25 protein-coding genes are annotated in these 25656 nt (G+C 68.2%); 14 read left to right on the top strand and 11 right to left on the bottom strand.

What is annotated here, in order from left to right:
• Positions 1-9: 9 nt before the first annotated feature.
• Positions 10-1404 (bottom strand): amidase, encoded by a 1395-nt coding sequence (locus tag CCS01_RS24325; RefSeq protein WP_204848420.1) that lies wholly within the window; start codon positions 1402-1404, stop codon positions 10-12.
• The gene (locus tag CCS01_RS34810; protein WP_204848419.1) at positions 1401-1592 is read right to left on the bottom strand and encodes a hypothetical protein; all 192 of its coding nucleotides are present in this window, start codon (positions 1590-1592) and stop codon (positions 1401-1403) included. Before CCS01_RS34810 ends, CCS01_RS24325 begins: the two co-directional genes overlap by 4 nt.
• Before the next feature lie 316 nt (positions 1593-1908).
• Here CCS01_RS34810 and CCS01_RS24320 point away from each other — a divergent pair, with 316 nt between their 5' ends.
• The 3 genes from CCS01_RS24320 (at position 1909) to CCS01_RS24310 (ending at position 4947) form a co-directional block, all read left to right on the top strand.
• Positions 1909-3117: a CaiB/BaiF CoA transferase family protein gene (locus CCS01_RS24320; protein WP_104521355.1), complete on the top strand. Its 1209-nt coding sequence runs from the start codon at positions 1909-1911 to the stop codon at positions 3115-3117.
• 22 nt (positions 3118-3139) lie between these two features.
• Positions 3140-3661 (top strand): CHAP domain-containing protein, encoded by a 522-nt coding sequence (locus CCS01_RS24315; protein ID WP_104521354.1) that lies wholly within the window; start codon positions 3140-3142, stop codon positions 3659-3661.
• 413 nt (positions 3662-4074) lie between these two features.
• Positions 4075-4947 (top strand): NAD(P)-dependent oxidoreductase, encoded by an 873-nt coding sequence (locus CCS01_RS24310; protein WP_104521353.1) that lies wholly within the window; start codon positions 4075-4077, stop codon positions 4945-4947.
• Between the two features lie 112 nt (positions 4948-5059).
• Here CCS01_RS24310 and CCS01_RS24305 read toward each other — a convergent pair whose 3' ends face one another.
• Both CCS01_RS24305 and CCS01_RS24300 read right to left on the bottom strand, forming a co-directional pair.
• Positions 5060-5350, bottom strand: a complete 291-nt coding sequence (locus CCS01_RS24305) for a hypothetical protein (protein ID WP_104521352.1) — start codon at positions 5348-5350, stop codon at positions 5060-5062.
• Positions 5351-5352: 2 nt separating this feature from the next.
• The gene (locus tag CCS01_RS24300) at positions 5353-5583 is read right to left on the bottom strand and encodes a hypothetical protein (RefSeq protein ID WP_104521351.1); all 231 of its coding nucleotides are present in this window, start codon (positions 5581-5583) and stop codon (positions 5353-5355) included.
• Positions 5584-5805: 222 nt separating this feature from the next.
• Here CCS01_RS24300 and CCS01_RS24295 point away from each other — a divergent pair, with 222 nt between their 5' ends.
• The 5 genes from CCS01_RS24295 (at position 5806) to CCS01_RS24280 (ending at position 9158) form a co-directional block, all read left to right on the top strand.
• Positions 5806-6186: a rhodanese-like domain-containing protein gene (locus tag CCS01_RS24295; RefSeq protein WP_104521350.1), complete on the top strand. Its 381-nt coding sequence runs from the start codon at positions 5806-5808 to the stop codon at positions 6184-6186.
• A 115-nt stretch (positions 6187-6301) separates the two neighbouring features.
• Positions 6302-6565, top strand: a complete 264-nt coding sequence (locus CCS01_RS24290; protein WP_104521349.1) for a type II toxin-antitoxin system Phd/YefM family antitoxin — start codon at positions 6302-6304, stop codon at positions 6563-6565.
• Positions 6555-6917 carry a PIN domain-containing protein gene (locus CCS01_RS33155; RefSeq protein WP_146101939.1) on the top strand — a complete coding sequence of 121 codons (363 nt, stop codon included), beginning with the start codon at positions 6555-6557 and terminating at the stop codon, positions 6915-6917. The genes CCS01_RS24290 and CCS01_RS33155 overlap by 11 nt, the downstream gene beginning before the upstream one ends.
• Positions 6918-7258: 341 nt before the next feature.
• A complete protein-coding gene (locus tag CCS01_RS33150) occupies positions 7259-7396 on the top strand; it encodes a PIN domain-containing protein (RefSeq protein ID WP_146101938.1) in 138 nt (45 codons plus the stop codon).
• A 574-nt stretch (positions 7397-7970) separates the two neighbouring features.
• A complete protein-coding gene (locus tag CCS01_RS24280) occupies positions 7971-9158 on the top strand; it encodes an MFS transporter (RefSeq protein ID WP_158258580.1) in 1188 nt (395 codons plus the stop codon).
• On the opposite strand, the gene CCS01_RS24275 is transcribed toward CCS01_RS24280, so the two are convergent.
• A complete protein-coding gene (locus CCS01_RS24275) occupies positions 9106-9672 on the bottom strand; it encodes a 2'-5' RNA ligase family protein (protein ID WP_104521346.1) in 567 nt (188 codons plus the stop codon). The two genes, CCS01_RS24280 and CCS01_RS24275, sit on opposite strands and share 53 nt — an antisense overlap.
• 176 nt (positions 9673-9848) lie before the next feature.
• Here CCS01_RS24275 and CCS01_RS24270 point away from each other — a divergent pair, with 176 nt between their 5' ends.
• Positions 9849-10280 (top strand): hypothetical protein, encoded by a 432-nt coding sequence (locus tag CCS01_RS24270; protein WP_104521345.1) that lies wholly within the window; start codon positions 9849-9851, stop codon positions 10278-10280.
• Between the two features lie 77 nt (positions 10281-10357).
• On the opposite strand, the gene CCS01_RS24265 is transcribed toward CCS01_RS24270, so the two are convergent.
• From CCS01_RS24265 to CCS01_RS24245, 5 genes are all read right to left on the bottom strand, one after another.
• Entirely contained in the window at positions 10358-11317 is a 960-nt protein-coding gene (locus CCS01_RS24265; RefSeq protein ID WP_104521344.1) for a branched-chain amino acid ABC transporter permease, read from the bottom strand.
• Between the two features lies 1 nt (position 11318).
• Positions 11319-12206 (bottom strand): branched-chain amino acid ABC transporter permease, encoded by an 888-nt coding sequence (locus CCS01_RS24260; protein ID WP_104521343.1) that lies wholly within the window; start codon positions 12204-12206, stop codon positions 11319-11321.
• Positions 12207-12243: 37 nt separating this feature from the next.
• Entirely contained in the window at positions 12244-13473 is a 1230-nt protein-coding gene (locus CCS01_RS24255) for an ABC transporter substrate-binding protein (protein ID WP_104521342.1), read from the bottom strand.
• A 1022-nt stretch (positions 13474-14495) separates the two neighbouring features.
• Complete coding sequence (locus tag CCS01_RS24250) at positions 14496-15191, bottom strand: ABC transporter ATP-binding protein (protein ID WP_104521341.1); 696 nt, start codon at positions 15189-15191, stop codon at positions 14496-14498.
• Complete coding sequence (locus CCS01_RS24245; RefSeq protein ID WP_104521340.1) at positions 15184-15936, bottom strand: ABC transporter ATP-binding protein; 753 nt, start codon at positions 15934-15936, stop codon at positions 15184-15186. The genes CCS01_RS24250 and CCS01_RS24245 overlap by 8 nt, the downstream gene beginning before the upstream one ends.
• A 229-nt stretch (positions 15937-16165) precedes the next feature.
• On the opposite strand from CCS01_RS24245, the gene CCS01_RS24240 reads away from it, so the two are divergent.
• The 4 genes from CCS01_RS24240 to CCS01_RS24225 all read left to right on the top strand — a co-directional run bounded on the left by CCS01_RS24240 (position 16166) and on the right by CCS01_RS24225 (position 23987).
• Positions 16166-17674, top strand: coding sequence for an efflux transporter outer membrane subunit (locus CCS01_RS24240; RefSeq protein WP_158258579.1), 1509 nt, complete (start codon positions 16166-16168; stop codon positions 17672-17674).
• 879 nt (positions 17675-18553) lie between these two features.
• Entirely contained in the window at positions 18554-18940 is a 387-nt protein-coding gene (locus tag CCS01_RS24235; protein WP_146101937.1) for a hypothetical protein, read from the top strand.
• Between the two features lie 74 nt (positions 18941-19014).
• A complete protein-coding gene (locus CCS01_RS24230; RefSeq protein WP_239992376.1) occupies positions 19015-20862 on the top strand; it encodes a glycoside hydrolase family 15 protein in 1848 nt (615 codons plus the stop codon).
• A 641-nt stretch (positions 20863-21503) separates the two neighbouring features.
• Positions 21504-23987: a methyl-accepting chemotaxis protein gene (locus tag CCS01_RS24225; protein ID WP_158258578.1), complete on the top strand. Its 2484-nt coding sequence runs from the start codon at positions 21504-21506 to the stop codon at positions 23985-23987.
• A 199-nt stretch (positions 23988-24186) separates the two neighbouring features.
• Here CCS01_RS24225 and CCS01_RS24220 read toward each other — a convergent pair whose 3' ends face one another.
• Positions 24187-24489, bottom strand: a complete 303-nt coding sequence (locus tag CCS01_RS24220) for a hypothetical protein (protein ID WP_104521335.1) — start codon at positions 24487-24489, stop codon at positions 24187-24189.
• 361 nt (positions 24490-24850) lie between these two features.
• On the opposite strand from CCS01_RS24220, the gene CCS01_RS33945 reads away from it, so the two are divergent.
• Positions 24851-25012: a hypothetical protein gene (locus tag CCS01_RS33945; RefSeq protein ID WP_158258577.1), complete on the top strand. Its 162-nt coding sequence runs from the start codon at positions 24851-24853 to the stop codon at positions 25010-25012.
• The last annotated feature ends 644 nt before the right edge of the window (positions 25013-25656 follow it).

The raw sequence follows: 25656 nt of genomic DNA, 5'->3' as shown, positions 1-25656 counted from the left end.
TCCTCCTTCTCAGCCGATAGGCGGCTTCTTCTCGTGCCAGGCCGTCGCCCGTTCATACGCGGCGGCGACCCGCAGCACCGTTGCGTCGTCATGATACCGCCCGGCAAGCTGCAGCGAAACCGGCAGTCCGCCGCGGCTGAGCCCGGCCATCATCGCCACCGCCGGATGGCCAGTGACGTTGAACGGCGTGCGTGCCTGGCGGGAATAGGTGCGCGCGGTCTCCTCGGCATCATCCAGCCGGCTGGCCGGGTCCATCGAACTGGCGCACAGCAGCACGTCCACGTCGCGCAGGCAGTTCTCGACCGCGGCGATCACCTGGGTGCGACGGCGCTGGGCGCCGACATAGTCGCCGGCGGTCATGAACGCGCCCGGCAGCAGCCGCCGGCGGGTCAACTGGCCATAGTCGCCGGGCCGCGCGCGCAGCCACGGCGCGTGGATCGACCACGCCTCGCTGCACAGGATCACCCGGTTGATGCCGGCGAACTCGGTCAGGCTGGGCAGGGTGACGGTGCGGATTTCCGCGCCCTCGGCCTGCAGCGCCCGGGCGGCGTCCTCCAGCGCGGCGGCGACTTCGGGATGCGCCGGCATGTCGCGCTCGTGGAAATGCCGGATGAAGCCGATGCGCAGGCCGCGCACGCCGCGGTCGAGCAGCCGCCCGAACTGCCGTGCCGGCGCCGGCGTGCTGCCCGGATCGGCCGGATCGTGCCCGGCGATGCCATCCAGCAGCAGTGCGGCCTCGGCCACGGTGCGGGCCAACGGCCCCACATGATCCAGCGTGTACGACAGCGGGAACACCCCCCGCCGCGACACCAGCCCATAGGTCGGCTTCAGTCCGACGATGCCGCAGGCGCTGGCCGGGTTGCGCACCGACCCGCCGGTGTCGGAGCCCAGCGCCAGCGGGAACAACCCCGCGCACACCCCGGCGCCGGAGCCGGACGACGACCCACCCGGATGATGCGCCGGATTCCACGGGTTGCGCGCCGGCGGGAACGGCAGGTCGAAGCTTGGCCCGCCCAGGGCGAACTCGTGCGTGGACAGCTTGCCGATGATGATCGCCCCGGCCTGGCGCAGCCTCGCGATCACTGCCGCGTCCGCCGCGGCGACGTTGTCCAGCAGGATGCGCGAGTGGCAGGTCGTCGGCAGCCCGGCGACGTCGATGATGTCCTTGACGCCGACGGGGATGCCGTGCAGCGGCCCGCGGCCGCGCCCGGCGGCGATCTCGGATTCGGCAACCCGCGCCGCCTGCATCGCCGCGTCGGCGTCCAGCCGGACAAAGGCGTGCAGCGTCGGGTCCAGCGACTCGATTCGCGCCAGCAGCGCCGTCAGCAGTTCCACCGGCGACAGCGTCCGCGCGGCGTAGGCATGGGCGATTTCGGCCGCCGCCAGCCAGTGCGGCGCGGTCACAGGGTATCCCCCAGGCCAACCCCCGGGCGCATCGGCGGCCAGGGCTCGGCCGCGGGGGCGGTGGGAATCCGGATCACGTGCGCGTTGTGCAGCGCCTGCGCCGCGGCGGCTTCGACATCGTCGGGAAACTCGGCAAGCGCCTTGTCCAGGCCGGCCGCGCGCGCCAAGGCGGCGACATGAGCGTCCATCAGCATCACTCCCCATTCGTTTGTCTTGGGCCGATGATGCGGCGGGCCACGCGGCGAGGAAAGAGCCGGCAGGACCGCCGATTCTCGACAGGCCCGCCAGCCGCGGTAAAAAAAGGCGGTGCGACCGGGGGAGGGCCGCACCGCTTGAGTTCGTCGCGCGCGTCTGGGCGCGACATTCGGGGAGGAAACAGGACATCGCCTTTGCGATGTCGAAATCCTGTGTATAGGCAAAACATTAATGGAAGGTTAACAAAGCCGTGTACAAACCGTTTTTTCTCTGGATAACTTTTCTTTTTGGACAGGACAGGCGCCAGACATGAGCACGCCGCCGCTCAACGGGCTGAAAGTCCTCGAAATTGGCCACTATATTGCCGCGCCGTTCTGCACCCGAATCCTCGCCGATCTGGGCGCCGAGGTGATCAAGATCGAGCCGCCGGGCGGCGATCCGTTCCGCGGCTGGGGCGCGGCGAAGGATGGGCACTCGGTCTGGTTCAGCATCCATGGCCGCAACAAACTCTGCATCGAACTGGACTTGAAACGACAGCGCGACACGCTGCTGCAACTGGTCGCCCGCGCCGACGTCCTGGTCGAGAACCTGCGCGCCGGCCAGTTGGAGCGGCTGAACATAGGCCCCGAGGTGCTGCACGCGGTCAATCCGCGGCTGGTGATCGCCCGCATCTCCGGCTACGGCCAGGATGGCCCGTACCGCGACAAGCCGGCGTTCGGCGCCATCGGCGAGGCCATCGGCGGCCTGCGGCACCTGACCGCGCATCCCGGCGGCGCCACCGAACTGCCGCCGCCGCGCTGCGGCATTTCCATCAGCGACGACCTCGCCGGGCTGTATGCCGCCATCGGGCTGCTGTCGGCGGTGTGGCAGCGCGACGCCACCGGCACAGGGCGCGGCCGGATCGTCGACGTCAACCTGGTGGACAGCGTGTTCAGCCTGATGGAGGGGATGCTGCCGGAATACGCCATGGACGGCCGGATTCGCCAGCCGGCGGGGGCGGCGATCGCCACCGCCTCGCCGACCAACACCTATCCTTGCGCGGATGGCAGGTGGCTGTGCGTCGCCGGCAACTCCGACCTGATCTTCCGCCGGCTGATGGCTGCGATCGGCCGCCCGGAACTGGCCGACAATCCGGCCTACGCCACCAACGGGCTGCGCTGCCAGAACCGCGACGCGCTGGATACGGCGATCGCCGCCTGGACAAGGACGCTGCCGGCGAAGGACGCCGAAGCCACGCTGGAAGCGGCCGAGGTGCCGTGCTCGCGCCTGTTCGACATCGCCGACTGCGCCGCGGACCCGCATTTCCGCGCCCGGCAGGCGGTGCAGGACGTGGACGACCCTCTCATTGGCCCGACCCTGCATCCGGGGCCGACGATCCGCCTGGACGGCGAGCGGCCCGAGGACGTGGTGCGCTGGACCGGCCCCGCCGTCGGCGCGCACACCGGCTACGTGCTGCACACCCTGCTGGGCCTGCCGCGCCCCAAGGGGGATGCCCAAGGGGATTTGACGTCCGCCTGACCGCCCGAAGCAGGGACCTGCCATGCGCCGAGCCGTTGCGCTCGCCGTGCCGCTGCTCTGCCTGGCGCTGGCCGCCTGCGGCAGCCGGGATACCGGCGTGCGCGCGGCGGTCGAGTGCGCGCCGTTCGCCCGCGCCCTGACCGGCGTCGCCCTGTCCGGCCCGGCCGCCGGCTGGTGGTGGCAGGCGGCGGGACGCTATGACCGCGGCCCCCGGCCGGAGACTGGCAGCCTGCTGGTGTTCCGTCCCTCCCGGCGGCTGCCGGACGGGCACGTGGCGGTGGTGTCGCGGGTGCTGTCGCGACGGCGGATCCTGGTGATCCAGGCCAACTGGCAGCATCACCACGTCACCCAGGACCAGCCGGTGATCGACGTGTCCGAGGACGGCGACTGGAGCCTGGTGCGCGTCTGGTGGCCGCCGGCGGAGCGGATGGGGGCCTCGGCGTACCCCACCTACGGCTTCATCCGCCCGGACCATCCCGCCGGGCACGATCGGCTGGCCGAGGCGGTGCCGGCGGCGATCGAAAGCGCGCAGGCGGGCTGGTGAGGGCCGGCGGCGGGCGGCGAGCCTGTTCGATAGCGGCGTTGGCGTGATGTCCCACGGCCGTTGCGGTTTGGGGAGGGCTGTGAGCGCCGTGGCTTGGCACGGGTGTGATCCGAGAGGGTGCCTCCCGAGTGAGGACAGCGTGGTTGATGGCGTATTTCTGTTCGCACAGAGATGGTCTGAGGATTGGGGAGGGCCACAGGGGATCAGGGGGATAGTGAGCAGCCCCGTGCGGATGGCGCGGTCGGGGCAGGCAGTTCCACCGATCCGGCCACTTGGCGATGCCTGGCGTCGCATCGTCCGGATCGCCGCGCCACGGCACCGCCCTGCGGCGGCGCGGCCGGCCGGCAACTTGACACGCCCGGCGGCGAAGATGACGAATCCCGCAGACAGGCGCCACCGGTGGGAGGAGCGGCATGACCCAGGCAATCGGGATGATCGGCATCGGCCTGATGGGCCACGGCATCGCCCGCAACGTGGTGAAGCGGGGCTTCCCGCTGACCGTCATGGATCACCCCGGCAACCGTCCCCTCGACGAACTGCTGGCGGCCGGGGTCCAGGTGCGTCCGACCGCCGCCGCCGTGGCAGCCGAGGCTGACGTCGTCATCCTGTGCGTGACCGGCTCACCGCAGGTGGAGGCGGTGCTGGCCGGCCCGGCCGGCGTGCTGGAGACATTGCAGCCCGGCACGATCATCGTGGACTGCTCGACCGCGATGCCAAGCTCGACCCTGCGGATGGCGCAAGCGGTGGCGGAGAAGGGCGGGCGGTTCCTGGATGCGCCGATGACCCGGCTGGCGAAGCATGCGCACGAGGGTACGCTGAACCTGCTGGTGGGCGGCGACCCCGCGGTGCTGGCCGAGGTCCAGCCGCTGCTCGACAGCTTCACCGAGAACGTCACCCATGTCGGGCCCATCGGCGCCGGGCACCGGATGAAGCTGCTGCACAACTACGTCTCGATCGGCTTCATGACCTTGCTGGCCGAGGCCGCGGCACATGCCGGACACGCCGGGGTCGATCCGGCCGTGCTGGTCGACGTGCTGGCGAAAGGCGGCGGGGCAGGGGTCGCGCTGCAGCGGCTGAGCCCGTTCATGCTGACCCGCGACCCGTCCGACGTGCCGTTTTCCATCAGCAATGCCGCCAAGGATCTCGCCTATTACCGGGAAACCGCCTCCGAGGCGGGCGTGCGGCACACGATCGCCGATGCCATCGGCCAGACGCTGGAGAGCGCGGTGGGCTCCGGCCACGGTCAGGACTACGTTCCGCAGCTCGTCGCGCTGCTCGGGCGCTGAGATGGATTCCTGCCGCTGGACGGCGCCTGGATAGGGGCGGTCCGGGCTGTCAGCCTCGCCACGATCATTCCATGGACGGCCGCTTGCCGGCAGGGCGTGGGGCGCCATGCCCCTATCCGGCAAACCAGATCTCAACCACCTCGGGCGGGTCCGCGGGCTGCCGCTCCGACCGGGTCACGCCGGGTGGCAGCTGCGCCTGCACGCCGGCCAGCGTGTCGGCGACCAGGACGTACGGGCAGGGCGCGTTGGTCGCCAGCCGGGCGATGAACCGCTCGGGATACGCGGGCGCATCCCACATGACGACCCAGGCGACCAGGGCGTGGTCGCGACAGGCGTCGGCATGCAGCCCGCGGGCCATGGCGGCGTCGATGATCTGGTCGTTGCTGTAAGGCAGGCTGTCCATGCTCAACCGACCGAGGACGGCGCGTTGGACGTCGTCGGCGCCGGGCTGGGCGCCTCCCGCATCAGCACGAAGCCGGCGTGCGCCAGGTGCCGGATCAGTCGTTCGGCCGTCATGCGCGCCATGGCGTCATCGACGTGGTGCACGCGGCGTGTGCCCTCGTATCGCAGCGCATGCGACAGGGCATCGGCGACCTCGGTCGAATCGGCGGGACGGAGCGGAGGGGCGTTGGTCATGCCGCGACACTAGCCGATACGCCTTGAACGGATCAAGAACATAGTCAATGTCCTCCAGTCAATGTCCTCCGGCCGGGCCGGCGGAGCGCCCGGCTCCGGACGCCCGGGTGCCCCGGCACCTGATCGGCATCCGTCGCCAGGCAACGGCGGACGGCATTGAGCCTGGCCCCGATCGGTGTAAGGTCCTGCTGCATCTGAGCTGGAAATTGGAGGCATCGCACCATGTCCATGACCGTGAAGGACCTGATGTCCGCCGCGCGGGCCGCTGTTCCATCCGTGACTCCGGCCGAGGCGTCGGAACTGGTCAGAAGCGGCGACGCGCTGGTCGTCGACGTGCGCGACGGGATGGAGGTGGCCGCCAACGGCAAGGTCAAGGGCGCGCTGGCGATTTCGCGCGGCATGCTCGAATTCCGCGCCGACGCGGCCGTTCCGACCCATGAGCCGGCGCTGCGCAAGGACCGGCCGATCCTGCTGTACTGCGCGTCGGGCGGCCGATCGGCGCTGGCGGGGAAGACCTTGCTCGACATGGGGTTCAAGGACGTGCGGAACCTGGGCGGGTTCAAGGAACTGGTCGACGCGGGCTGGCCCGTCGAGCGTTCCTGACGGCGCCGGCCTGCCGGGTGGCCAATCGGGCCTGTCGTGGTGACGAACCAGCAGGTCCGGGATCAGTGCCTGGCTGTTGTCGCAACCGGACGTCCTGATTGAAATGTAGAGCGCGTTGCGCTACATTTTCGGCATGGTCAGGACCCTCACCCTCCGCGACGCCAACCAGTCCTTCGCCCGTTGCATACGCGACGTCGAGGCGGGCGAGGAGATCGTCGTGACGCGCAACGGCAGGCCTGTTGCGCGAATTGTTCCAGCGAGCCGCGTGCGTGTCCTGACGCCTGAACAGGAGGCCGCCTGGCAGCGGTTGGAAGCCGAAATGAACCATGGCTGGCGGCTGGGTGGCGCCTTCAATCGCGACGAACTCTATGAGCGATGATGCCTTCACGCTTGACACAAACATCCTGCTCCACAGCGTCGACCGCGATGCCGGGCATCGGCATGAGATCGCCGGGTCGATCCTCCGCGGCGCCCGCCGGCTGCCGTGCTACCTGACGCTGCAATCGATTTCGGAATTGCCTCTTGTCGGGTTCCGGGGTGGTCGGGTGAGGCGTTCCACGGTCCCGCAATCCAACCGGAACCGTGTTGAAAAGGTCCACGACAATGCCCTGTCGGATGACGTGCGCCCCCGCTGGGGCAACAGCCCCGCTGCATTTGCGTTCATCTGCGGTTCCATTTCTGCTTTGGAGCAGCACATATGCGTTGGAACATCCCTCCCGCCGCCAGGCTGATGCAGGAACCGCAGATGAACGCAAATGGGCCGGTGGTGAAACGGACCTCCGAACGTACTGTTGGCCGCGCGCCGATCGTTGCCGGGACGCTCGGTTGCGGTTTTCAAGGGTCCTGCCGGGTTCCGGATGGGCGGTGAAGCGTCTCACCACCCCGAAATCCAACAAGAGCCTCGGAATTTTGCGCAGCGGCAACTCGTAAGCGGCTGCTGCCGCGGGCGGTCGCGGCCCGTATCGCGAACGACCTGATGGGTGTGTTTCCGACCATAGCGCCATCCCAACCCGCGGTCCGCCAGGCGCTGCAGGTTGCTTCAAGTGGCCGGGCCTCCTATTGGGACGCTTTGTTGATCGCCACGGCAGGCGAGGCCAGTTGCGCCGAGGATCTTGCCGATGGTGATGTTCTCTTCGGGGGCAGGGTGATCAACCCGTTTGCCGGCACCGTGCCGTCGTCCGCGGCAGAGGCACTGCTCTCGGACGAGTAGCAGTCCAGGTCCGTTGCCTCGCCGTCATGGCCGGGCGTGTCCCCATGCATATCAGGATAAGACGACGGCCGGAGAAGGATTTGGCGCCGTGGCCGTTCCCTCACCGTCATGGCCGGGCGTGTCCCTACGCAATGCACACACCCTGGAAACGAGTCGGAAATGACCGTACAATCAAGTGCTTGCCTGGGCGCCAAGAGCGTTCCACCACCGTCATGGCCCGGCTTGTCCGGGCCACCTGTCGCGGCACAAGTGCTGGAATAGGTGGCCCGGACAAGCCGGGCCATGACGAAAGGGAAACGCAGCGGCGGACCGTTTCCGAGATGTGTGCATCCCGTAGGGCGTGTCCCGGCCATCCACCCCCCGCCGTCGAAGCGCAGATGGCCGGGACACGCCCGGCCATGACGATAGAGAGACGACCTCGCTCCGCCCGGTCCTTCCCTGATACACATCCGAACCGGCCCGGGCATCCGCATGCCTGCCGTGCCCTGCCGCGCCCTGGCATCCCGATGAAGCCTTGGTAAGCTTCCGCTCCATGGAAACGACCACACGGCATGGCTTGCGCCTGGAGCGCAGCATGAAGCGGAATCTCGTCCTTCTGATCTGCTGCCAGGCGATCGGCCAGTCCGCCAACACAATGATGTTCACGGCCACCGCGCTCTCGGTCATCACCTTCTTTCCGGACCGCGGCCTGGCCACCTTGCCGGTGACGGCGCAGCACCTCGGAGTCATGCTGTGGGTGTTCCCGGCGGCGTTGCTGATGCAACGGCAGGGACGGAGGTTCGGCTTCCGGCTCGGATCGGTGTTCGGCATGGCGGGCGCGTCCACCTGCGGCGCGGGGCTGTACTGGGGCAGCCTGCCGCTGATGTGCGCAGGCGGCCTGATTCTGGGCTACGCCGTCGCCAGCCTGCAGATGTATCGTTTCGCGGCCGTCGAACTGGTGCCGTCCGGCTACCGCGCCCGGGCCATTTCCTGGGTCACGACGGGCGGAGTCGTGGCGGGGATCATCGGCCCGTCCGTGGTGCAGTGGTCCTACGACAAGCTGATGCCAATCTACCTCGGCACCTACCTGGCGATGATCGGCGTACATGCCGTGGTATTCACCATCATGTCGTTTATCCGCTTTCCCTCCATGCGGGAACTGGCGGCGTCGGCCGGCTTCGCCGCGGACATGCCGCCCCGCAGCCTGCGGGAGATCGCCTCGCAGCCACGCTACGCCGCGGCGGTCATTGCCGCGATGGTTGCCTTCGGCACCATGTCGTTCCTGATGGGCGCCTTGCCGCTGGCGATCGTCGGCTGCGGGCTGCCGCACACCGAGGCGCACTGGGTGATCTTCCTGCACGTCATGGGCATGTTCGTCCCCTCGTTCTTCACCGGCAGCCTGATCGGCCGGTTCGGCGTCCTGGCCGTGATGGCCTGGGGCGCCGGTATCCTGCTGACCGGGGTCTCGGTCGCGCTGCTGGGCACCGAGGCGTGGAACTTCCGCATCGCCCTGACGCTGAACGGCGTCGGATGGAACTTTCTGTTCATCGGCGCCACCTCGCTGGTGACCACCTGCTACCGGCCGTCCGAGCGCGGCAAGGCGCAGGCGCTGAACGATTTCCTCGTGTTCGGCACCACCGCGACCGCCAGCTTCCTGGCCGGCTTCCTGCAGGAGCGGCTGGGCTGGCTGCCGCTCAACCAGGCGTCCATCATGCTGATCATGGTCGCCGTCATGGCGGTGACGTGGCTGTGGGTGCAGCAGCGCCAGGTGGTGCGGGCCTGAAGGAGGCGCCGGCCGCGAACGGGAACACGCCCACGGGCTCCCACGGACCGTCTCGATATCGCCACAGCGCCAGCCCGGCGGCAGTGATCGCAAACGGAACGAAACCCGCCGCCAGGTCCGCATGCAGCGCCTTCGCCACGGCCGGCGCCACCTTGTTCTGGATGGTGACGTGCGGCTGCCACGCTTGCCGGTCCTGCGGCGTCAGGCGCGCGGCCCACCGGGATCGCAAATCGGCGCGCAACCGGTGCAGCCTCTCTGACCCGAGGACGAACGCGACACCGCGCCCGAGGAACCGCAGGCCGGTCACCGAAACCGGGAAGGGCGCCCGGGCCGTGGCCTCGGCCTGCAGCGCCGGCGCGATGTCCGGGCCGTCCGGCAGGGCGTGAAACAGCGTCACGTGGGCGCCGACGAACCGGCGCTCCGGCGGAAAATGCGCGCTGCGCAGGGCATCGAACCGCGCCTGCGACTCCGGATCGAGCGCCAGGGTCAGAATCAGCGGAGGCGGGCCGGTCATCGGACCCCAAGCGCCGGCCGCGCGCGGTGGTTCCGCGCCGGACGGCGGCAGCCCGTCATACCCGTGGCGCGACCAGCGTCATGCCGTCCGCACTGCCTGTGACGCCCCGCCTGTGACACCAGTCACCCCGCCGGGCACGGCGACGTGGTGAATCCCGGCCAGAAGGAAAAGCAACGATGACCAAAACGACCGAACTCGTGCTGACCACCAATCCCGATCTGACCAATGAATTCACCCTGGCACATGCGAAAAGCACCGGCGCGGGGCCGGACTATCTGCAACTGACGTCGTTGTCGTTTGCATCCACCACGACCGGCACGGGTCCCGCGACCACGTTCGCGCTCGAGGCCGACACCGCCAACCAGGGATTCCTGAACAGGATCGTCCAGGATACCGCGGGGGCGAGCAAGCCGCCGCTGTATATCGACGAGTATGCCGTCAGCGCCACGAAGGGCGTCCAGCACCTCACGTTGGAGGGCACCTACACCCTGCTGGACTCCACGCTGACCGCCTTTCAGCAGAGCGGCGCCAGGAGCGTGCTCGACATCACGCCGGCCCGCTATGAGTTCACCGCGGCAGGCGGCGTCACCCATGGATCAACGTCCTGAGCGGCCCGGGCCAGAACAACCGATCCACCGCAGCCGGCACCGGCGGATCGGCTGTTTCACCCCGGCCCCAAGGCGCGCTACAGCGCCAGCTTCAGCTTCGCCGCCAGCTCGCCGATGATGCCGCGCCGGAACGCCAGCACGCAGATCATGAAAATCGCGCCCTGCGTCACCGTCACCCAGGCGCCGAACTGCGCCAGGTAGTTCTCCATCGACGTCACCACCACGGCGCCCATCGCCGGCCCGAATACCGTGCCCAGCCCGCCCAGCAGCGTCGTCAGCACAACCTCGCCCGACGTCGAGTAGTGCACGTCGGTCAGCGTCGCGATGCCGAACACCAGCGCCTTGGTGCCGCCGGCGACGCCGGAGATCGCGCAGGACAGCACGAAGGCGATCAGCTTGTAGTCGTCGGTGCGGTAGCCCAGCGAGGTCGCCCGTGGCTCGTTCTCGCGGATGCCCTTCAGCACCTGGCCGAACGGCGAGTGGATGATGCGGTGGATCAGCAGGAAGCCGCCGATGAAGACCGCGGCGACGACCCAGTACATCGTCATGTCGTTCGACAGGTCGATGAAGCCGAACAGGTGGCCGCGCGGCACCTGCTGGATGCCGTCCTCGCCGCCGGTGAACGGTGCCTCCAGACAGAAGAAATACACCATCTGCGCCAGCGCCAGGGTGATCATGGCGAAGTAGATGCCCGAGCGGCGGATCGCCAGGTAGCCCATCACCAGCCCCAGCGCCGCGCCGGTCAGGCCGCCCAGGATGATCGCGATGCTGGCGTCCACATGCCAGAACTTCATGGTCCAGGCGGCGATGTAGCTGCCCATGCCGAAGAACGCGGCATGGCCGAACGACAGCAGCCCGACATAGCCGATCATCAGGTTGAAGGCGCAGGCGAACAGCGCCGCGCACAGCACCTGCATCAGGAACACCGGATACAATACGAACGGGCTGGCCACGATCAGCGCCAGCATCACCGCGAAGGCGATCAGCTGCGCGCGCGAGAATCCGAACACCAGCGGGGAGCGCGAGGATGCGGCCATGTCAGGCGGTCCTTCCGAACAGGCCGCGCGGCCTGACAAGCAGGACGATCACCATCACCACGAACACCACCGTCGCCGAGGCCTGCGGATAGAACACCTTGGTCAGGCCCTCGATGACGCCCAGCCCGAAGCCGGTGATGATCGAGCCCATGATCGAGCCCATGCCGCCGATGACCACGACGGCGAACACCGTGTTGATGAAATTGCTGCCCATGTTCGGATTCACCGAGTAAATCGGCGCCGCCAGCACGCCGGCGAACGCCGCCAGCGCCACGCCGCCGGCATAGGTCAGCGTGATCAGCCGCGGCACGTCGACGCCGAACGCCTGCACCATCGGCGCGTTCTCCGTCGCCGCCCGCAGCGTCGCGCCCAGCGAGGTCTTCTCGATGATCGCCCAGGTGCTCAGGCAGACGACCAGCGCGGCCAGCACCACCCAGCCGCGGTAGTTGGGCATGTACATAAACCCCAGGTTGGTCGCGCCCTGCAGCACCGGCGGGATCTGGTAGGGCATGCCGGAGCTGCCATAGGCGTTGCGGAACAGGCCCTCGATCACCAGCGCCATGCCGAAGGTCAGCAGCAGGCCGTACAGGTGGTCCAGCTTGTACAGCCGGCTGATGATGGTCTTTTCCAGCACGATGCCGAACACGCCGACGATCAGCGGCGCAAGGATCAGCGCCGGGAAGTAGCCGATGCCAAGGTAGTTCAGCAGCATCCAGGACACGAACGCGCCCATCATGAAAAGCGCCCCGTGGGCGAAGTTGATGATGTTGAGCATGCCGAAGATGATGGCCAGCCCCAGCGACAGCATCGCGTAGAATGCGCCGTTGATCAGCCCCAGCAGCAGCTGTCCGAACAGCAGCGGGCCGGGAATGCCGAAGATCATGAACATGGTTGTTTCCCGGCCGTGCCGTCCCTCTTGCTGACTGTCAGGTCTTGATGAAAGAACAGTGCTCTTCGGCCATCGGCGGCCAGGCTTCGTCAGGCGGTGTGGTGACCTTCAGCTTGTAGTAGTCCCACGGCCCCTTGCTTTCCTGCGGCGTCTTCACCTCGAACAGGTAGGCCGGCACCATGTGGCAGCCGTCCTCGCGGATCCGGGTCTTGCCGAAGCAGTCGTCCTCGACCGGCATGGCCTTCATGTGGTTGATCGTCGCCACGCCGTCCTTCTTCGCCTCGGCCGCACCCATGGCGGCGACCGTCTTGAGGTAGTGCAGGGTGGCGGAGTAGCAGCCGGCGTGGATCATGTTCGGATAGTTGTTCGGCGTCTTCGGCAGCACCCGCCTGGTGAAGGCGCGGGTGTGGTCGTTCATGTCCCAGTAGAAGCTTTCCGTCAGCACCAGGCCGCCCGCGGTATCCAGGCCGAGCGCGTGCACGTCGGTGATGAACATCAGCAGCGCGGCGATCTTCATCGTGCTGTTCAGGCCGAACTCGTGCGCCTGCTTGATCGAGTTGACGGTGTCACCGCCGGCGTTGCACAGCCCCAGCACCTTGGCGCCGCTCGCCTGCGCCTGCACCAGGAAGGACGAGAAATCGGTGGTGCCCGGGAACGGATACGGCGCGGACCCCAGCACCTTGCCGCCCGCGGCCTTGACCAGCTTGGTGGTGTCGCTCTGCAACTGCTTGCCGAAGGCATAGTCCGCGGTCAGGAAGTACCAGGAATCGCCGCCCGCCTTCACCATCGCGCCGCCGGTCGATTTCGACAGCATGTAGGTGTCGTACACCCAATGGATGAAATTCGGCGAGCACTGGCTGCCGGTCAGCGCCGACGACGCCGCGCCGACATTGAGGTAAACCTTGTTCTTCTCCCGCACCACCGACTGCAGCGCCAGCGCCACCGACGACGTCGGCACGTCCAGCAGCATGTCGACTCCGTCACGATCGAACCACTGCCGGGCGATGGACACGGCGAGGTCCGGCTTGTTCTGGTGATCGGCCGAGATCACCTCGACATCCAGCCCCTTGGCGGCGACGCCGAAATCCGCCAGCGCCTGCTTGGCGCAGATCACCGAGGTGATGCCGCCGGTATTGGTATACGGACCGGACTGGTCGTTCAGGACGCCGATTTTGATAATCGGCTTCTGCGCGCGGGCCGGGCGGACCAGCGGCAGGGTTGCTGCCGCGGCCACACTGGCCAGAGCGGAGCGGCGTGTCAGTGTCATGGGGAGACCTCTATGCCTTCTCGTGGACGCAACCGCCCGGGCGGACGGGACGCTGGACCGGACGGCATCGCTGCGATGCGGTCAGGTGCCGTCCCACGATGTCTGCGGATCGTGGGCCTGCGTGCCCGTCCCGCGCCGGACGGGGAAGAGTTGCCGTGCCTGCAGCAGAAGCGTCGCGCGGGCGGCGGTCGTTGCCATTCCGTTGCCGCTACCCCGTCATGGCGGGCGCCGGTGCTTGCCGCCCCGTCATGGCGGGCGCAGGCCCGCCATCCACGCCTTCTGCCAAAATCAGCGCCGAACGCCTGAATGACGACCCGGCGCCGGCACCCGCGCCTGGCCCGGGCAGCCGCCATCATGGGAAGAGCGCCCCGGCCGGTCTTGGCCGCGTTACCGTTGAGCGGAAAGGACAGGCTTTCGGTCACCACGGCGTTCAACAGGCCAGGCCCGTCGATGCGGACCCACCGTGACCGAAGGTCGCCCGAATCCCTTCTCTGCGGACTCTGCGCCCCGCTCTGCGGACTCTGCGTCGAATCGCGGTGGCCGGGGCGCCGCCGGCGCGTCAGGTTGGGCGGCTCATTGGCAACGCCGATCTTTGTTGCGGCGCCGCATTTTTCAACGCAGAGTCCGCAGAGCGGGGCGCAGAGTCCGCAGAGAAGAATTTGTTGCGACCTGCGGTCGCAGGCGGCCGGCCTCGATCGCCGTACCCACTGCCGCACGCGCATATGGATAAAGTATCCGGCGGAACAAAGCCGTCTCTCTCTCGTCATGAGCCAGCCATCCGCGCCTCGACGTCGCGGGGTGGATGGCCGGGACACGCCCAGCCATGACGGAGGAGCAATCACCCTTGCCGCCGGCGCACGGCCGGACCGTGCGGCGATCCCCGGGGGATCCGCGGCGCAGTCGCGCAGGCTGACGGCATAAGACGATTTTACCAAGGCAACGTTTCCAACCCCGGACCTTTGGAGGCGTCCCGGTCTCCTTTGCCGATCATGCGAAACGGCGCGCCGGCGGCGCCAGGTTTGCTATACGCCCAGATACTCGTGCAGCTTGTCCATGCTGCTTTCGAGCAAATGGTTCGGAATCATGTCCACGATCTTCCCGTGTTCCATGACATAATGCCGATCGGCCACGGTGGCGGCGAAATGAAAGTTCTGCTCGACCAGCAGCACGGTGAAGCCGCGCTTCTTGATCTCGCGAATCGTGCGGCCGATCTGCTGGACGATGACCGGGGCGAGACCCTCGGTCGGCTCATCCAGCAGCAGCATCTTCGCGCCGGTGCGCAGGATGCGGGCGATCGCCAGCATCTGCTGCTCGCCACCCGACAGCCGCGTGCCGTGCGCGGTCCGCGCGCGCTCCTTCAGGTTGGGGAACAGCGTGTAGATCTCATCGATGCCCATCCCGCCCGGCGCCACGATCGGCGGCAGCATCAGGTTCTCGGTCACCGACAGAGAGCCGAAGATGCCGCGCTCCTCCGGGCAGATGGCAATGCCGGCGCGGGCGATCTGGTTCGGCATCAGACCGATCATCTCGGCGCCGCGGAACTTCACGTGCCCCGCGCGGCGCGGCACCAGGCCCATGATCGACTTCATCGTCGTGGTCTTGCCGGCGCCGTTGCGGCCGAGCAGAGTGACCACCTCGCCCTCCCGCACCTCGAAATCGACGCCGTGCAGGATGTGGCTTTCGCCGTACCACGCGTTCAGGCCATGGATCTCAAGCATCGACGGTTCCCAGGTAGGCGGCGATCACTTCGGGATTCTTCGACACGGTGGCGTAGTCGCCCTCCGCCAGCACCCGGCCGCGGGTCAGCACGGTGATGCGGTCGCACAGGCCCTCGACCACCGACAGGTTGTGCTCCACCATCAGGATAGTGCGCTTGGCGCGGATGCGCGCGATCAGTTGCACGATCCGGTCCACGTCGCCATGCGCCATGCCCGCCGTCGGCTCGTCCAGCAGCATCATCTCGGGATCGAGCGCCAGCGTCGTCGCGATCTCCAGCGCGCGCTTCAGGCCATAGGACAAGTCGGCGACCACGGCGTCGGCGAAGCCGGACAGGCCGACGTCGAACAGCAGTTCCCGCGCCCGGTCGTCGTACACCGTCAGCGTCCGCTCCGACCGCCAGAAGTCGAAATTGGCGCCGCGGGCGCGCTGCAAGGCCAGCCGCACGTTCTCCAGCGCCGTCAGGTGCGGGAACACTGCCGAGATCTGGAAGCTGCGCACCAGCCCCAGCCGCGCCACCATGGCCGGCTTCATGCCGGTGATGTCGCGCCCCTTGAACCGGATCCGGCCGCGCGTCGGCGGCAGGAACGAGGTCAGCAGGTTGAAGCAGGTGGTCTTGCCGGCGCCATTGGGGCCGATCAGCGCATGGATGTCGCCGGCCTTGACGCGGAGGTTGACGCCGTCGACGGCCAGGAAGCCGCCGAATTCGCGCGTCAGGCGTTCTGTCTCCAGGATGGTGTCTGTCACCCCCGGACGTCTCCCGTTTTTAGAATTGGTTCATATATGCGTGGCGTTTTGCATATACTGCGCCGGCATGCAAGGCCACGTTCGTAATATGATTCGGAGGCAATTCAAAAAGCAAAAACCGGATACCCTGCAGGACTGGGCGGATCGACGCACGGCCGTTACAGGAGGTCGCGACACTAACCATGCCACCGCCTCGGCATCAAGCCGGGCTCCAGAGGATACCGCGTTCTTGAGATTTGCTCCCTGCCGCCTGTCCGTCGTGTGCGCCGCCGCTTCCCTGTTGAGCGGATGCAACCTGGGCCCCAACTACCACCGGCCATCGCTCGACCTGCCGCCGGCCTATCGCGCGACGCAGGCAACCGCGGCGGCGGCCTGGCCGTCGGCGGACTGGTGGAAAGGCTTCCACTCGCCCGAGCTGGACATGCTGATCGCGCAGGCCCGGGCGCATAATTTCGACATCGCCGTGGCGATCGCGCAGGTCCGGCAGGCGGATGCCCAGGTGCGGATCGCCGGCGCGACGCTGCTGCCGGCGATCGGCGCCAGCGGCAGCGGCGCCTGGCAGCACCAGGGTCTGGGCGCCAACAGCAACCGGTTCGGCGGCGGCGGTGGCGGCATATCGAACGCCAGCATCGACTACCACAGCTACAGCGCCGGCCTGAACGCCTCCTATGAGCTGGATTTCTGGCAGCACAACCTGGGGCTGCGGCAGGCGGCGGTCGCATCGGCGGTGTTCAGCCGCTTCGACCAGGAAACCGTGGCGCTGACCGTCGTCACCGCCGTCGCCAACACCTGGTTCACCGCCCTGGCGTACGCCGATCAGCTTGCCGTGACGCGGCGCAACGTGGCCGCCGCCGAGCAGACCCTGGCGGTGGTGCGCGGCCGGTTCGCCGCCGGCACCGCCAGCGCGCTCGACGTCGCCAACCAGGAAGCGCTGGCGGCCGGCGAGCGGGCGCTGATCCCCAACTACGTCAGCCTGATGGAGCAGGAGGTCATCGCCCTGGGCATCCTGGTGGGCGAGCCGCCGGAGCGCGTCACCGTGCAGCCCGGGACGCTGACCGCGCTGGCCCTGCCGCCGGTCGCGGCCGGCCTGCCCTCGCAACTGCTGGCGCGGCGGCCGGACGTGGCGGCGGCCGAGGCGCAGCTGATCGCGCAGAACTTCAACATCAAGGTGGCGCGGGCGGCGTTCTTTCCCACCATCCAGCTGACCTCCAGCGCCGGCTACCAGGCCGCGGCGCTGAACCAGCTGATCATGCCGGGCAGCGCCCTGGCCTCGCTGGCCGCCGGCCTGACGCAGCCGCTGTTCGATGGCGGCGTCCTGCGCGGCCAGCTGGAGCAGGCGAAGGGGCTGTACGACCAGTTGCTGGCGCAGTACCGCAAGGCGGTGGTGCAGGCGTTCACCGACGTGGACACGGCCCTGACCGCCTGGCGCTTCACCTCCGAGCAGGAGAAGCTGCAGCGCGTCGCGGTGGTGGCGGCGAGGCGGGCGGCGGAGATCGCGCGCGCCCAGCTGGCGGCGGGGACGGTGGACATCACCACGGTGCTGACCGCGGAAACGACGCAGTTCAACGACGAGAGCCTGCTGGTCCAGGTCCGGCTGGCGCGCGCGCAGGCGCTGCTGAGTCTCTACAAGGCCCTCGGCGGCGGCTGGGTGCGGCCGAGCGGGGCCGTGTTCCCCGGGCTGCAGCCGGGCATGATCCCGGGCGGCGTGGCCCTGCCCATCGGCGGGAACGTCGATTGAGAGAGGGGGCGGGAGCGTTCCCGCATCGTCGTGGATGGGTGTGTCCGGGCCATCTGCCCCTGGTACAGCCCGCTGGAAATGCCGGCCCCGCTGGATGTGGCGGAAGGCCCTCCGACTTTGGCGCTGGCCACGGGATGGAGACTGGGGCGCTGAAGCCGTGGCGGGCGCTCGCAGCGTCCCCCGGCACCGTTCGTGCCTGTTCATTCTTTCTTGATTTTCAACACGGAGAGGACGGAGCACCACGAAGCGCCACGGAGACCGGACCTTGCGGGCGGCCCGGGGACCGGACGAACCGCATCCCTGGGCTGGCGATCGAAACGCCTCGCAGCAGCGCCGGATCTGCCCGGGGCAGTCTATAGCTTTCGGTGCGTCAGGGAATAACCGCGTCATTGGGTGCAGGGCAATGGCCTTCCCGCGTCGTGGCGGCCGCAGGGCCGCCATCCAAGCCTTTGCCGCGATCGGCACCGCCAGGCGTGGATGGTCCGCCTTCGCGGACCATGACGGGGAGAGGACGGTGCCCCATACCCAATGACGCGGTCATTCCCTCGCGGACCCTTTGTACGTGGCGCACGGCCTGCCTGACGCACGGCCTGCGCCGCGTCGTCGTCTGACTCGTTCACACCCTTCGTGGCCCTTCGTAGCCCTTCGTTTTCCTCTGTGTTGAAAGCGGTCGCCAATCCAGGCTCCCCCGCTGCCTTGACCCGCCCGGCCATGACGAGAGGGCGGCGACCACGCCGGCTCCCGGACGAGACGGCAACGGGCCGCCGCCATCGTCCGCCCCCACGCCTCCCGGCGCGCCGGCCAGGCAACTTTTTGATGTATCCAGCCCAGGCCGTTTGGGACATAATACCGTTACAGGCTGACGGCAGAAGTCGTGTCATGATGACCTCACCTTTCTCGTCATTGCGCCGGATTGCGGGTATTGCCGCGCTGTGCGCCATCGCGCTTGGACTGGCGGCTCCGCCGGCGCAGGCGCGGGTGTTCGTCGGGTTTGGCTTCGGGGTCCCATGGGCCTATGGCCCGGGCTTCTATCCGCCGCCCTATTATTACCCGCCGCCGGTCTACTACCCGCCGCCACCGGTGTACTACGCGCCGCCGCAGACCTACGCGCCCGTGCCGAGCTACACGCCCGGGCCCACCGCCCAGGTCGGGCAGTCCTGCCATGCCGGCGCCTATGTCTGTCCGATGGACCGGCCGGTGGCACCCGGCTCCAGCTGCTATTGCCTCGGCAACGGCGGCCAGCGAATCTGGGGACGCGCCAACTGATGCCGGAGGGCCGGCTGGGGCCCCACCACCCCAGGCGGGCGAAATCCAGCTCAGACCATTCACCTTCGGAACGAGTGGACAGCGCAACCGCTCCGGCCGTCGCCACGGCGATCGAGGACTATGCGCTGATCGGTGATTGCCATACCGCGGCATTGGTCAGCAAACAGGGCTCGATTGACTGGCTGTGCTGGCCCCGCTTCGACAGCCCGGCCTGCTTCGCCGCCCTGCTGGGCACCCCGGACAACGGCCGCTGGCGCATCGCGCCGGCCGAAACCCCCGTCAACATCACCCGGCGCTACCTGCCCGGGACCATGATCCTGGAAACCCTGTTCGAGACGCCGTCCGGGTCCGCCGCGCTGATCGACTTCATGGCGGTGGAGAAGGATTCGATCGTCCGCATCGTCGAGGGCCGCAGCGGCTCGGTCGAGATGCAGTTCGAGCTGTCGCTGCGCTTCGAATACGGCTCCGCCATCCCCTGGGTGACGCGGCTCAACCATGGCAGCGGCCTGCGCGCCATCGCCGGCCCCGACCAGGTGGTGCTGCACAGCGATATCAAGCTGCACGGCAAGGCGATGACCACGGTGGCGTCGTTCACCGTCAGGGCCGGCCAGCGTACCCGCTTCGTGATGTCGTACGCGCCGTCGCACCAGCCCCTGCCGGTGCCGCCCAAGGCCGACGAGGCGCTGGACGACGCCGAGGCCACCTGGACCGTCTGGAGCGGCCGCTGCGCCTATCGCGGCCGCTACCGCGAGCAGGTGCAGCGGTCCCTGCTGACCCTGAAGGCGCTGAGCTATTATCCCACCGGCGGCATCGTCGCCGCGCCGACGACCTCGCTGCCCGAGCAGCCGGGCGGCACGCGCAACTGGGACTACCGCTTCTGCTGGCTGCGCGACGCCACCTTCACGCTGCTGGCGCTGATGCACGCCGGCTACCGCGAGGAAGCCCAGGCCTGGGGCGCCTGGCTGCGCCGTACCGTCGCCGGGTCGCCCAGCCAGTTGCAGACCCTGTACGGCTTGGCCGGCGAGCGCTGGGTGCTGGAATGGGAGGTGCCGTGGCTCGAAGGCTACCAGGGCGCCAGCCCGGTGCGCGTCGGCAACGCTGCCAGCACGCAGCTGCAGCTCGACGTCTATGGCGAGCTGATCGACGCGCTGTACCAGGAAGCCACGCTCGGCCTCGTGCGCCCAACCGCAAGCTGGGACCTGCAGCGCGCCCTGATGCAGCACCTGGAGGAGATCTGGGAGCAGCCGGACGAAAGCATCTGGGAGGTGCGTGGCGGCGCGCAGAACTTCACCTTCTCCAAGGTGATGGTGTGGGTCGCCGTCGACCGGGCGATCCGCGGCGCCGAACAGTTCAACCTGCCGGCGCCGCTGGAGCGCTGGCGCGCGCTGCGCACCCGCGTCCACGACACCGTCTGCCGCTTCGGTTTCAGCCACGCCCGCAACAGCTTCGTGCAGTATTTCGGCGCCGACACCCTGGACGCCAGCCTGCTGCTGCTGCCGCTGGTCGGCTTTCTGCCGCCGGAGGACCCCCGCATCGCCGGGACCGTCGAGGCCATCGGCCGCGACCTGATGGTGGACGGGCTGATCCGCCGCTACCACACGCACCAGACCGCCGACGGCCTGAAGGGCAGCGAGGGCGTCTTCCTGGCCTGCAGTTTCTGGTACGTGGACAACCTGGTGCTGCAAGGCCGCCACCGGGAGGCGCGGACAATGTTCAGCCGGCTCCTGGCGCTGTGCAACGACGTCGGCCTGCTGGCCGAGGAATACGACCCGGTGAGCCGCCGCCAGCTCGGCAACTTCCCGCAGGCGTTCTCCCACCTCGCGCTGATCAACACCGCGCTGAACCTGGACACGCACGCCGGCCCGGCGGAACAGCGCAGCCAGGGCGGCGACGCGGACGGGGAGGTGGGTGAGGAGTACTGAGCCGGCAGGCGCCCTGGCCAGGGCTGCGGCGTAGCCTACGCTTCGGTTGGTCGTGGGCGATGGGCGTGCGGCCGACCCGTCCCTGAACATAACCACACAAAAAATACCGAGGCCCGCAGGGGGCCACCAAGACAGCCAGGCGGCGCAACCGGCACCAAGACAACCGAAAATGGGCGAGAGGCCCGCTGCCTCCCCGTCATGGCCGGGCGTGTCCCCACGGGCGCCAACGCAGGCCGCCGGCCGTGGCGCACCACCCCGTCGTCATGGCGGCGGCAGGCCCACCATGACGTTGGGGCAACGGCCGTGCCAGTGGCCGCCCAAGTCAGCGCCCGGCCCTGACGGGATGCCAACGGACCAGGCGCCAAGTCCTTCTCCACCCGCCACGACAGCAACATCCACACCGGGCCGCGCAATATCCCCCTGATCCCCTCTGGCCCTCCGCCATCCTCGCCTTACTTCTCTGTGCGAACAGAAATGCCCCATCAACCCCACCATCCAAGCCAGGGACGCACCCCATCAAACTCCACCCTCCAGCAAGCCCCTCCCAAGCAACCAACGACCCGCCATTAACCCTCCCTTAACACTCCCAAGCCAGAATGGCCCCACCGTTGCCCTCTCCCCAGCCACAGTGGAGATCGATCATGCGCATCAACGAGCCGGTGACCAATCGTGAGGTCGACTTCCCGGCCGACCAGCCGCTGGTATCACGCACCGATACCGGTGGGCGGATCGTGTTCGTCAACAAGGCCTTCACCGACGTCAGCGGCTTCACCGCCGAGGAACTTGTCGGCGCGCCGCACAACATCGTGCGGCATCCGCACATGCCCCAGGCGGCGTTCGCCGACTTGTGGGCGACGATCAAGCAGGGCCATCCGTGGGAGGGGCTGGTCAAGAACCGCGCCAAGTCCGGCGACTTCTACTGGGTCAGCGCCAACGTCACGCCGGTGGTCGAGAACGGCAAGGTCAGCGAGTACATCTCGATCCGCGCGAAACCCACGCGCCAGCAGGTCGCGGCGGCGGAGACCGCCTACGCGGCTATGCGCGCCGGCACGGCGACCGGCCTCGGGCTGCGGCACGGCGAACTGGTGCGGACCGGCCCGCTGCAAACGCTCAAGACCGCCTGGATGAGCGTCACCGGGCGCCTCGCGGTGATCCTGGCGGTGGCCATCCTGGCCCTCGGGCTCGTCGGCTGGCTGGGCCTGCAGGGCATGGGCCGCTCGCAGGAGGCGCTGCGCCAGATCCATAACGGCAGCGTGCGCGATGCCGCCCGCCTCACCGAGGTCCGCGACCGCATGCGCAGCGCCATGCAGCAGGTCACGCTGCTCGCGGCCGAGGCAGGCGCCACCGCGCAGCCGGATCACCAACGCTCCGTCGCGGACACGGTGCAGGCGATCCGGGACAATGCCGACCGGGACGATGCCCTGCTGCGCGGCTATGTGCCGGATGCGGCCTCGCCGGAGCAGCAGGACATGGCGCGCCGGTTCATCGAGCAGCGGAACGCGTTCGTGCGCGACGGCTTGCTGCCGGCGATCGGCCTGGCCGAAAAAGGCGACGCGGCCGCGCTGGTCGATCACCTGCATGCCCACCTGCTGCCGCTGTTCGCTGCGGCCGATGCCGCTAACGCCCGGCTGATTGCGCTTCAGCGCGACCAGGCCGATGCGGATTTCACGCAGTCGGAGGCGGCGTTCCACCAGCGCGCCTGGATCGAGCTCGCCACGATGCTGGGCGCCTGCGCCGCGCTGGCCGGCCTGGCCTTCCTGCTGCTGCGCGCCTTCCAGCGTCCGCTGCGCCAGCTTGGCGCCAGCTTCGACGCCATCGGCCGCAACGACCTGACCCAGCCGATCGAGACGCCGCCGGCACGGGAATTCTGGCAGATCGTGGACATGGTGCGCGCCATGCGCGCCAGGCTCGCCTATGCGGTGCACGAGCGGATTGAAACCCAGCGGCGGAACGAGGAAGAGCGGCGCAAGGCGGTCCAGGACATGGCCGACATCGTCGAGCGCGAGGCCAACCATGCCATGGAGCAGGTGGCCAGCGAGACGGACAGCATTGCCCAGCAGGCCAACGGCATGGCCGAACTGACGCAGCGCGTCAGCAGCAGCGCGGACAGCGTGACGGAATCGGCCGGCCACGCCCTGGCCAACGCCCAGGCCGTCGGCGCCGCCAGCGAGGAGCTGTCCGCCTCGATCCAGGAAATCGCCAGCCAGATCGGCCGGGCCGCCCAGGTCGCGCAACGCGCCGTCGACAGCGGGCAGAAGGCCCAGGCACGCATCCGCTCGCTGTCGGACGCGGCCATGCAGATCGGCGACGTGATCCAGTTGATCAAGGCGATCGCCGGACAGACCAACCTGCTCGCGCTCAACGCCACGATCGAGGCGGCGCGGGCCGGCGAGGCCGGACGCGGCTTCAGCGTGGTCGCCTCGGAGGTCAAGGGACTCGCCAACCAGACGGCGCGCTCGACCGAGGATATCGCGCGGCAGGTGACGGCGATCCAGGCGGCGACCACCGAGGCGGTCGCGGTCGTCGCCGAGGCCGGCCGGGCAATCGACGAAATCGCCGAGGTTTCCGCCAGCATCGCCGCGGCGATCGAGCAGCAGGCGGCCGCAACCCGCGAAATCGCCCGCAACGTGACGGAAAGCAGCGCGGCGGTGCAGGAGGTGACCGAGCGGATCGCCGACGTGTCGCGTGATGCGGCGATCAACCTGCAGCGGGCCGACGGCATTCGCGCCGGCTCGACCAGCGTGGCCGAGAGAATCGGCGCGCTCCGGGGCAGCATCGTGCGGACGATCCGCACCGCGACCGCGGACACGGATCGCCGGGCGCAGGCCCGGGTGCCGGTCGATGCAGGCTGTATGGTGAAACTTGGCGGCGTCCGGCACAGCGCGCGGCTGCTCGACGTGACCCGGGCCGGCGCGCGGATCATGGCGCCGGCGGCGATGGCGATGGGAAGCGGCGGGAGCCTGGTGCTGAATCGCCTCGGCCAAGAGGCGGAGGCTGCGTTCGTGGTGCGGTCGTCCCATCCGGACGGCAGCGTCGGCGTCGCTTTCGAGAGCGCCGCGCTCTCGGCCGACTTCATTCGGCAGGTCGAAGCGCTGCTGGGCGGTGGCGGCGAGCGGGCCGCCTGAACGCGGTCAACGGGGGGTGGTCAATCATGCCGCGGCCGATGGAGCCGCGGTCAATGGGCTTGGGAGAAACAACTGATCCGTCGGAGCCGGTGCCCCGGTCCCTCCGCGTCATGGCGGCCCTGTATGGCCACCATGACGATTGGAGCGTCCGTGCGACAAGTGGGGCGGTTATCCAGCACCGCGACCAGAGAGGCCGCAGTCAGTCCCGGGCGGGGATCAGCACTTCCAGCGCGACGGCCATGGTGTCGAACAGCATGGGCCGGCCCATCATCGGCTGCACGACGATGCCGTCGCAGGAGCGCCAGATCATCCAGCGGCGGTATTGGCTGGTGCCGTAGTACAGGCCGATGAGTTCCTCGTACTCCTCGGCGTCGGTGCCGGCGTCGAGCTCGACCTCCATGCGCAGGCCGTGGAAATCGGCCCAGGCCTGCACCATCAGCAGGTCGGGGATTTCGAATGACAGGCCGGTTGGAGACAGTATGGTCGCACGGCGTAGTTGCACTGGAACCTCCGTTTCGGCGCCCCTAGCCGGCCGCCACATTCACCAATAAGTGATCTCTTGCATCAGGGCTGCCGAAGCCCGCAAGCGTTTTGTTTCGATAGGAGTTCTTTTGGAACGATTTTCCCGGTCGGCTTCATCGGTGACCTAGCTTCTCTGTTGCAACTCTCTGAAAATGCCGAAAGACATAATCAGTTTGGTGTAGATTAATAATATTTATTAATTCAAATCGATTGCGTCAATTCGTTACCTTGCGCCGATGAATCACGGAATCGAGATTCAGTGCGATCTCGCGATTTTTTGATATTAGGTTGGCGTCCTATCACACCGCTGTTATCCGTGGCGCATGCACAGGAGCGCCGGAATGGCAGAAGTCGCACTGAAAACAGGAATTTTGTCTGAGCCAGACCGGGCCAGGCCTGCCGTCAACGATCAACGCTCGTTCGAACGAGGCCTCGTCGTGGGTGTTCTTCTGGCCATACCGGCATGGGCCGCAATCGTGGCCCTGGTCGTCCTGCTGGTCTGACCCGCTGCCCGGAAAAGCCCCATTCCCACATATACAGCCCGCCGGAAATGCCGACCCCGTTGGATGGAGCAGAAGGCCCACCGCCCTTGGCAAGGGATGGAGACCGGGGGCTGAAGCCGTGGCGGTGGCAGCGCCCTCCGGAACCGTCCGTGCCTGCGCATTCTTCCTTGATTCTCAACACGGAGAAAGCGGAGGACCACAAAGCGCCACGGAAACCGGACCTTGCTGGCGACCGGGGACCGGACAAGCCGCATTCCTGGGCCGGCCATCCACGCCTTGCTGTGATCAGTACGAAGCGTGGATGGTGGCCCGAAGCCTGTGCCCGGGCTTGACCCGGGTAGCCGCCATGACGGGGAAGCCCGATGCGCCGATCCGGGGGATCGGTTGTTTCGCCTCAGGTCCTTTATAACTGGCGCACGGCCTGCGCCGTGTCATCGACTGACTCGTTCACACCCTTCGTGGTCCTCGGTGGTCCTTCGCGTTCTACCATGAAAATACGCTTCGGGACGCTTGTTCGCGAGCGTCATGGCCCGGCTTGTCCCTACGGGATGCACAGATCTCGGAAACGGTCCGCCGCTGCGTTTCCCTTTCGTCATGGCCCGGCTTGTCCGGGCCACCTATTCCAGCACTTGTGCCGCGACAGG

Source organism: Rhodopila globiformis, assembly GCF_002937115.1.
Lineage (GTDB): Bacteria > Pseudomonadota > Alphaproteobacteria > Acetobacterales > Acetobacteraceae > Rhodopila > Rhodopila globiformis.
This window is presented reverse-complemented; position numbering and strand designations above follow the sequence as displayed.

Coding starts and splice junctions, on each gene's coding strand:
- CCS01_RS34810 (WP_204848419.1), bottom strand. CDS start 1,592: ATGGACGCTCATGTCGCCGCCTTGGCGCGCGCGGCCGGCCTGGACAAG.
- CCS01_RS24320 (WP_104521355.1), top strand. CDS start 1,909: ATGAGCACGCCGCCGCTCAACGGGCTGAAAGTCCTCGAAATTGGCCAC.
- CCS01_RS24315 (WP_104521354.1), top strand. CDS start 3,140: ATGCGCCGAGCCGTTGCGCTCGCCGTGCCGCTGCTCTGCCTGGCGCTG.
- CCS01_RS24310 (WP_104521353.1), top strand. CDS start 4,075: ATGACCCAGGCAATCGGGATGATCGGCATCGGCCTGATGGGCCACGGC.
- CCS01_RS24305 (WP_104521352.1), bottom strand. CDS start 5,350: ATGGACAGCCTGCCTTACAGCAACGACCAGATCATCGACGCCGCCATG.
- CCS01_RS24300 (WP_104521351.1), bottom strand. CDS start 5,583: ATGACCAACGCCCCTCCGCTCCGTCCCGCCGATTCGACCGAGGTCGCC.
- CCS01_RS24295 (WP_104521350.1), top strand. CDS start 5,806: ATGTCCATGACCGTGAAGGACCTGATGTCCGCCGCGCGGGCCGCTGTT.
- CCS01_RS33155 (WP_146101939.1), top strand. CDS start 6,555: ATGAGCGATGATGCCTTCACGCTTGACACAAACATCCTGCTCCACAGC.
- CCS01_RS24280 (WP_158258580.1), top strand. CDS start 7,971: ATGAAGCGGAATCTCGTCCTTCTGATCTGCTGCCAGGCGATCGGCCAG.
- CCS01_RS24275 (WP_104521346.1), bottom strand. CDS start 9,672: ATGACCGGCCCGCCTCCGCTGATTCTGACCCTGGCGCTCGATCCGGAG.
- CCS01_RS24270 (WP_104521345.1), top strand. CDS start 9,849: ATGACCAAAACGACCGAACTCGTGCTGACCACCAATCCCGATCTGACC.
- CCS01_RS24265 (WP_104521344.1), bottom strand. CDS start 11,317: ATGGCCGCATCCTCGCGCTCCCCGCTGGTGTTCGGATTCTCGCGCGCG.
- CCS01_RS24260 (WP_104521343.1), bottom strand. CDS start 12,206: ATGTTCATGATCTTCGGCATTCCCGGCCCGCTGCTGTTCGGACAGCTG.
- CCS01_RS24255 (WP_104521342.1), bottom strand. CDS start 13,473: ATGACACTGACACGCCGCTCCGCTCTGGCCAGTGTGGCCGCGGCAGCA.
- CCS01_RS24250 (WP_104521341.1), bottom strand. CDS start 15,191: ATGCTTGAGATCCATGGCCTGAACGCGTGGTACGGCGAAAGCCACATC.
- CCS01_RS24235 (WP_146101937.1), top strand. CDS start 18,554: ATGATGACCTCACCTTTCTCGTCATTGCGCCGGATTGCGGGTATTGCC.
- CCS01_RS24225 (WP_158258578.1), top strand. CDS start 21,504: ATGCGCATCAACGAGCCGGTGACCAATCGTGAGGTCGACTTCCCGGCC.
- CCS01_RS33945 (WP_158258577.1), top strand. CDS start 24,851: ATGGCAGAAGTCGCACTGAAAACAGGAATTTTGTCTGAGCCAGACCGG.